This window comes from Caulobacter segnis, from assembly GCF_003243465.1.
Classification (GTDB): domain Bacteria; phylum Pseudomonadota; class Alphaproteobacteria; order Caulobacterales; family Caulobacteraceae; genus Caulobacter; species Caulobacter segnis_A.
In genome coordinates this window covers 21685-29133 of record NZ_QFQZ01000063.1, presented here as the reverse complement: position 1 = coordinate 29133, position 7449 = coordinate 21685, and the positions used below count along the sequence as shown (strand labels likewise).

Here is a 7449-nt window from a genome sequence, read left to right as displayed (position 1 = left end):
CCGAAAGCCAAACCCCCTGGCAGGAAATCCAGCGCGCCGTCGTCGGTCAGCTCGAAACCGGCGCCGTCCTCGAACCCGCCGTCAAATACCAGCGCATCGCCCAGACCAAGGGCCTGCCCAGAGATAACCACTAGTCACAAGTACAGAGTTTGGGGAGGCCGGCATGGCCAAGGTTCTCGGACGCGCCATGCTGGCCGCGGCGCTCGCGCTGGGCGTGGGCGCGGGCCTCGCCCAGGCCCAGGTCTGGCGCTCGGACGCCGGCGACGGGACCTATCGCAATCCGCCACTGTATGCGGACTATCCCGACCCTGACATCATCCGGGTGGGCGAGGATTTCTACTTCGCCTCCACCACCTTCGTGAACGCACCGGGGCTCACCCTCCTGCACTCGAAGGACCTGGTGAACTGGGACATCGTCGGCCACGTGATGCCCAAGCTGACGGGCAATCCCAAGTACGACCTCGCCGACGGCGGCGACTATCGCCACGGCGTGTATGCGCCGAGCCTCCGTTATCACAGGGGGCGCTTCTACATCGCTGTCACGCCGGTCGGTCGGCCCACGCGCATCTATTCGGCGACCGACGTGCGCGGCCCCTGGACGATGCACGAACTCGACCGCGAGGCCTTTGATCCGGCCCTGTTCTTCGACGACGACGGCCAGGCCTATATGGCGACCTCGATCGGGTCGGACGGGACGATCACGCTGCTGACGCTCAACGCCGATCTGACGACCGTCACCAGCGCCCAGAAGATTCACTACATCAAGGGCGCCGAAGGCTCGAAGCTGATCAAGCGCGAGGGCTGGTACTACATCTTCAACTCCATCCCCCGCCGGCTCGGGATGACGGTGTCGCGCGCCCGCTCGCTGACGGGGCCCTGGGAGACGCGAGACCAGATCGACGACACCACGGGTGGGCATCAGGGCGCCCTGGTAGATCTGCCGGGCGGCGGCTGGCACGGCTTCGTCATGCGCGACTCGGGCGCGATCGGCCGGGTGACCAATATCAGCCCGATCTTCTGGCAGGGCGACTGGCCCGTATGGGGGACGCCTGAAGCGCCCGGGCGCGTTCCTGCCGCGGCCGCCAAACCGATCCAGGGCAAGCCCTTTGTCGAACCGCCCAGCTCCGATGACTTCGGCAAGCCGACGCTTGGCCGACAATGGCAGTGGAACCACAATCCCGACGACCGTCGCTGGTCGCTCAGCGAGCGCCCAGGCTACCTGCGGCTGAAGGCGATCCAGGCCCCTGACTTCTGGAGCGCCCGCAACACGCTGGTTCAGAAGGGGCAAGGGCCCAAGAGCCGCGCCGTCGCGAAGGTCGACGCGCGCGGCCTCGTCGCCGGCGACGCCTGCGGCCTGGGCACGTTCGGCAAATTCTCGAGCCAGATCGTCCTGACGCGCGACGCGACGGGGCAGGGGGCGCTGAGCGCGCGCCTCGTCGAGAGCACCCAGGCCGGCCCGGTCACGACGCCGCGCGGCGCCTCGATCAACGTGCAGCTGAAGGATCTGTGGCTGTCGGTCGAGATGGACTTCACCACCGACAAGTCCGACCTGGCCTATAGTCTAGACGGCAAGGCCTGGACCGCGCTGCCCGGCGATTTTCCGCTGGCCTATGACTGGCGCACGGGCACCTTCCAGGGCGAGCAGTACAGCCTGTTCTGCTACAACCAGGACGGCATCGGAGGGCGCCTGGACATCGACAGCTTCACGCTCTCGAAGCCCTAAGAGTCACATCGACGAGCGCGTATCCTCGAGCGCCAGCTCCACCAGGATACGCATCGCCGCGCTCGCCGCCTCGGGGTCGCCGGCGGCGATGGCGTCGCAGACCTTGGCATGATCCGGCACGGGATCGCGGGGCAGGGCGCGCGAGCGCTGCTTGAACTCCGTCGTCCAACTGACCGCGGCGCTGATGCTGGCGCTGAGCGCGATCATCGCGTCGTTATGGGTGGCTCGCAGCAGGGCGTCATGGAAGGCGCGGTCGGCCGCGCGGCCGGCCTCGGTGGCCAGGGTGTGGCGTCGCATGCCGGCCAGGGCGTCCTTCATGGCCTTGATGTCGTCCTTGTCCCGGCGCTCGGCGGCGAAGCGCGCCGCCGCGGGCTCGACCACGGATCGCAGCTCAAAGAGATCTCGCACGAAGGTGACATCCGGCTCGCTGGCCGAGAAGGCCCAGGCGAGCACGGTCGGATCCAGGATGTTCCACCGGCTGCGCGGCAGCACCCTGGTGCCGGCCTTGGGGCGGCTCTCGACCAGGCCCTTCGCGGTCAGAACCTGGACGGCTTCGCGGTAGGCGCTGCGCGACACATCCAGCGCCTCGGCGTTGGCGATCTCGCCCGTGAGCTTTTCGCCGGGCGCGATCTGGCCGGAGACGATGGCCGTGCCGAGATAATGCGCGACGGCGCCGCGCAGACGCCGACCCGAGCCTCTCGTCGACTTGGGAATCGACTTGGTCTCGGGCTCTTGCGTCGGCATGCGTCAGACTCCTGGCGGCGTTCGAGGTTCTATAAGCGCAACCGGGCAAGCCTTGGCAAGTTACGAGCCCGTCAGGGCTCGAGCTGCACGACCACCACCGACTTGGCGGGAATGTCCAGATCGAGGCCCTTCGCGCCCCCCTTGGCCGAATAGGGCTTGGGAGCGACCAGGCCGGGGGCGTCGAACGTATTGAACGCGTCGACGCGGGCCGCCGTGAGGACCTGACCTTTCGCCGACATGCCCTTGCCTTCCGCCACGGTCGCGGAGATCTTCGCCGGACGCGCGGGATCGAGGTTGGTGACCGCGAGCCAGAGTTTGCCCTGGGTGTCACGGGCGGCGATCGCGTCGACCCGGGGGAGGGTAATGTCGCCTTGTCTGTAGACGCCCTTGTCTAGGCTAACCGGGACAAAGGTCGCGTCCTGGAAGGGCAGGTACATCTTGTAGACATGGTAGGTCGGGGTCAGGACCATCTTGTCCTTGTCCGTCAGGATCATTGCCTGCAGGACGTTGACCATCTGTGCGATGTTGGTCATCCGCACGCGATCGGCGTGGCGGGCGAAGATGTTCAGGTTCAGGGCCGCGACGATGGCGTCGCGGAGCGAGTTCTGCTGGACCAGGAAGCCGGGATTGGTGCCCTCCAGCGGCGCCAGCCAGACGCCCCATTCGTCTACGACCAGCGGCACCTTCTTCTCGGGGTCGTACTTGTCCATGATCGCCGAGTGCTTGGCGACCAGATCGTCCATGCCCAATGTCTCCTTCAGGAGCTTGGCGTAAGCGGTCTCGTCGAACTTGGTGCTGGAATAGGACGGCGGCCAGCCGCCCGTGGTGTAGGAGTGCAGGGACAGGCCCTCGATGTTCCAGGCCCAGTCATGCGACTTCTGGGCGGCCATCACTGCTTCGGTATAGGCGGGATCTGCCTGGTTCGGCCCGACGGCGATCCGCTGCATCGCCTCGGCGCCGGTCTGATTGGGATTGTAGTTCCGGACAAAGCGGGCGTAGCGCTTCATCTCATCGGCATAGTATTCTGGCCGCATGGCTCCGCCGCAGCTCCAGCTCTCGTTGCCGAGGCCCAGGAACTTGACCTTGTACGGCGCGGGATGCCCGTTGGCGGCGCGCTCCTTGCCGGCGGTCGTGGCCGGATCGGCGGTCATGTACTCCACCCACTCAGCCGCCTCCTGCACTGTGCCGGAACCGACATTGAGCGAGACGTAGGCCTCGCTGCCGATCTGATCGACGAAGTCCATGAATTCGTCGGCGCCGAAGGTGTTTGGCTCGACCGCGCCGCCCCAGTTGAAATTGATCGTCTTGCGGCGCGCTTCGATCGGACCGATCCCGTGACGCCAATGGTATTCGTCGGCGAAGCAGCCGCCGGGCCAGCGGACGTTCGGCACCTTGATGGCGCGAAGGGCCTCGACGACGTCCTTCCGAATGCCGCGCACATTGGGGATCGACGAGCCCTTGCCGACCCAGACGCCGCCATAGATCCCCGTTCCCAGGTGCTCGGCGAACTGGCCGAAGATGTTCCGGTCGATCTTGGCGCCGGGCGCGCCCGTCTCGATGCGCAGCGGGATCGGCGCGTCCGTCCGCGTCTGGGCCAGCGCCGGGGCGGTCAGCAGCAGGGCGACGGCGGAGGCGGCCAGCGGCCGGGTGAACCTGAACATGTCTTCTCCCTACCGCGGCGGCGAAAACCCCACGCTGACGGCGTTATTGGCTAGCGCTCTGATTGTGAAATGGCCGCACCAAAACACTAGTCCGACAAATGCAAGGGTCAAGCTGGTGGCCTGCAAACCTCACATCGGTGGCTCTCGGCGTGGCGTCCTTTCGAACGCCACGCCGAAGGCTGGCTAGAACTTGAAGCGGACACCCGCCCGATAGGTCCGACCGATAATGTCGTAGAGAGCCGGATTGGCGTAGGAGGGCGACTTGGCGGGATCGCGGTCGAAAAGGTTGTCCACCTTCACATAGCCGACGACACCCTCTCGGATGTTGTACGAGCCGCCGACGTCCACATAGAAGGCGCCAGGCATGAAGTTCTGGTCGATCGTGGGACGGTTAGGCGTCGACACGGGGCAGGTTCCCGGCGCACAGACCACATACTGGTTGCCGTAGTTGCCGTTGCTGAACCAGCGCTCCTGCAGCGTGACCGTTAAGCGCTCGTTTTCGTAGCTTTGGATCGCCAGCCATTTCCAATGCGGCGTCGAGCCCGTGTTTACGCCGGCCGTGTCGTTGGGAATGGTGCCCGGCAGGCCGGTGTCGGTAAGATACTCTTTGATATGCGTGGCGAGGGCGCGGAACGTCAGCGAACCATCCAGGCCCAGCGGCTGCTGCCAGCGATAGCTGGCCTCGATGTCGAAGCCTGAGGTTTTGATCGAGGCCAGGTTGAACGACTGGACGTTGATGTAGTTCGGACCGTTCTGGTTGTTGAGATTATAGGTGCCGCAGGTCTGTGGCAGGATATTGCGGTAGCAGTAATCGACGATCTGCGCCGCACCCAGACTGGAGACGACGTCCCGCATCTTGATCTTGTAGTAGTCGAACGAGGCGCTGAACCCGGGCAGCCACGAGGGATTGGCCAGCACGACGCCGAGTTCCGTGTTGCGCGCGACTTCCGGTGTCAGGTTCGGATTGCCGACCACGCTTTGGATCGCCACGACCGTGACGTTGCGTGTCGGATCCAGGAAGTTGGGCAGGGTGGTGGTGACTGGCGCGGCGAACAGCTCCGAGAGGTTGGGGGCGCGGACGTCTCGCGAGGTGACCCCGCGCAAACGCAGACCATCGATGGGCGTGCTCCACGTCCCGCCGACCTTCCACGTCCAGATCGTGCCCGAGGTGCTGTAGTCGGTGACGCGCGCGGCGCCGTTGATGTTGGCGCGGCCGGCCTTGTCGTTGTCGAACAAAGGCAGGTCCAGTTCCAGGAACGCTTCCTTGACGTCGTACTTGCCGCCGCCGTTCTTGTAGTTGCCCGCATACCAGTTATTGCCGAGCGTCGAGAGCACCGGGTCGGCGGGATAGGCGCCGGTGTTGGGGCTCTTTTCGGCGACACCCGCGCCATAGGCGTCGGCGCGCACCGTATAATATTCGCGGCGATACTCGGCGCCGAACGCCACCGAAAGCGGCCCGGCCCAGAGGTCGAGCGGCGTTCCAGAGAAGTTGGCGCTGGCCACGTCCTGGGTCATACGCAGGCGCTGGAATGGACCGGCCTCGGGCTGGACGTAGGCGAGGGCGGCGGCCGAGGGCGGCTTGCCGCCGATGATGTTCAGCGGCTGGCAGCCGTTGGCGCGGGCGACCGGATCGGCGCACACGATTGCGCCGTTGATCACTGTCGCCTGAATGGCCTGGTTGAAGCGCGGATTGAGAATGATGTTGTCGACGTCCACCTTGGTCCGATTGACGCCCCGCTCGTAATAAGCGTCATAGGCCCAAGGCGAACCGAGGAAATCGAAGCGTCCCTTCGCGCCGACGACCAGACGCTCCTGACGACGGTCGGTATGGACGATCGTGTTCGGCAAGACCGCGTTGCTCGTGCCGAATTGGAAGCTGGTGATCCCGGCGGTGGCGCAGGCCGCCTGCACGGACGCCGGCACGAACGGGTTTGAGCACTGCAGCGTCAGGCCGGGGCGGTTCTCACCGTTCACCGGCTGATTGTGGGTCTTGACCTGGCCCAGGTTCACCGCGGCGTAGATCTCGTTGTTCTCGGCGAAGTCGTAGCCAATCCGCCCGTAGGCCACGCGACGTTCGATCGCCGACTGCAGGGTGCGGCCGGTGTCGACATTGCCCGATAGATCGCCGCCGATGCAGAAGCCGGGATAGCAGCCGTTGACATTGCCGGCGGCGTTTTTGGCTGGAACGCCGTTCGAGCCGTACTGGAATTGAAAGGGATTGCCGCTCTGGTCGAACGCGATGCCCTGCAGGGGCCCGTTCGTGATCAGGCCGTACTTGGTGTAGTTGTAGGGCTGGGCGTAGGCGCGCATCACGTACTGCGGCGAGCCGTCGTTGGTCACGTTGCGGTTGATCATCGACGTCTGGATGAACCAATCGCGGTCACCCGCCAGGTCAAGGCCGAAATCACCGCCGCCGACGCCCTGCTCCTTGGCGTACTCGCCGCTGGCCACGACGTGCAGGCGGTCGTTCAGGAAATTGCGGCCGGCCGCCAATTGGACGAGGCCTTGTTCGTTGTCGCCATAGGTGGTGACGCCCGCCTGGACATTGCCCTTAAAGCCGGTGAAGCGCGTGTCGGTGATGAAGTTGACCACGCCGCCGACGGCGTCCGACCCATACGAGGCCGAGGCGCCGCCGTTCACCACGTCGACGCGCTTGACCAGAAGCTGTGGGAAGAGGCTGACGTCCGTGACGCCGGTATAGTAGGCGCCGACCACGCGCTGGCCGTCCAGCAGCGTTAGCGTCCGGATGGTGCCCAGGCCCCGCAGCGAGAAGGACGAGAGGCCTTGTTGGCCGCTCGAGGTGCTAAACGTGTTCGTGGTGGATCCGCTGGATCCCTGCAAGGACGGCAGTTGAACGATCGTGGCGAAGATATTCGCCTGGGCGTTGTTCTGAATCTGCGCTTCGCCGATGACGCTGGTCGGGGTCGGGGCGGTGAATCCGGTGGTCTGGATCCGCGTCCCGGTGACGACAATCTCGCTGACCACGCCATCGTCGCTCGCCGGCGTCGTCGGCTTGGTTGTCTTGGCTTGGGCGAGGGCGGGTCCTGCGGCGAGCAGCGACATGAGGGCTGCAGCACCGGCTCCCATCAAGGTAGGTCGCCGACGCCTGCCGTCACGCTCGTTGGATGTGGAATAGATAGCGGTCGTCGCATAAAGCGACGCGCACGTCGGATTCGTGCCGTTGGCGCGCATTTTCAGTCCCTCCCATGTCGCGACGTCGTTGCGCCGCTCCTTGTTGCGTCGCCGCGCCGCTTTCGCGATCTACGGTAACGTTAACATGCCGGTGGTATGCCTGCTTGGGAGGGCTGTCAATACTCCGAC

General features: G+C 65.4%; 5 protein-coding genes. 2 read left to right on the top strand and 3 right to left on the bottom strand.

Annotated elements, in window-relative coordinates; all coding sequences use genetic code 11:
* Positions 1-134: hypothetical protein (locus DI526_RS17195; RefSeq protein WP_304278640.1), on the top strand; the 134-nt coding region annotated here is incomplete at its 5' end.
* A 29-nt stretch (positions 135-163) separates the two neighbouring features.
* Positions 164-1723 carry a glycoside hydrolase 43 family protein gene (locus DI526_RS17190; RefSeq protein WP_304280597.1) on the top strand — a complete coding sequence of 520 codons (1560 nt, stop codon included), beginning with the start codon at positions 164-166 and terminating at the stop codon, positions 1721-1723.
* 3 nt (positions 1724-1726) lie between these two features.
* Here DI526_RS17190 and DI526_RS17185 read toward each other — a convergent pair whose 3' ends face one another.
* From DI526_RS17185 to DI526_RS17175, 3 genes are all read right to left on the bottom strand, one after another.
* Positions 1727-2467, bottom strand: coding sequence for a FadR/GntR family transcriptional regulator (locus DI526_RS17185; RefSeq protein WP_304280595.1), 741 nt, complete (start codon positions 2465-2467; stop codon positions 1727-1729).
* A 71-nt stretch (positions 2468-2538) separates the two neighbouring features.
* Positions 2539-4128 (bottom strand): alpha-N-arabinofuranosidase, encoded by a 1590-nt coding sequence (locus DI526_RS17180; protein ID WP_304280593.1) that lies wholly within the window; start codon positions 4126-4128, stop codon positions 2539-2541.
* A 183-nt stretch (positions 4129-4311) separates the two neighbouring features.
* Positions 4312-7191: a TonB-dependent siderophore receptor gene (locus DI526_RS17175; protein WP_304280591.1), complete on the bottom strand. Its 2880-nt coding sequence runs from the start codon at positions 7189-7191 to the stop codon at positions 4312-4314.
* Positions 7192-7449: the final 258 nt, after the last annotated feature.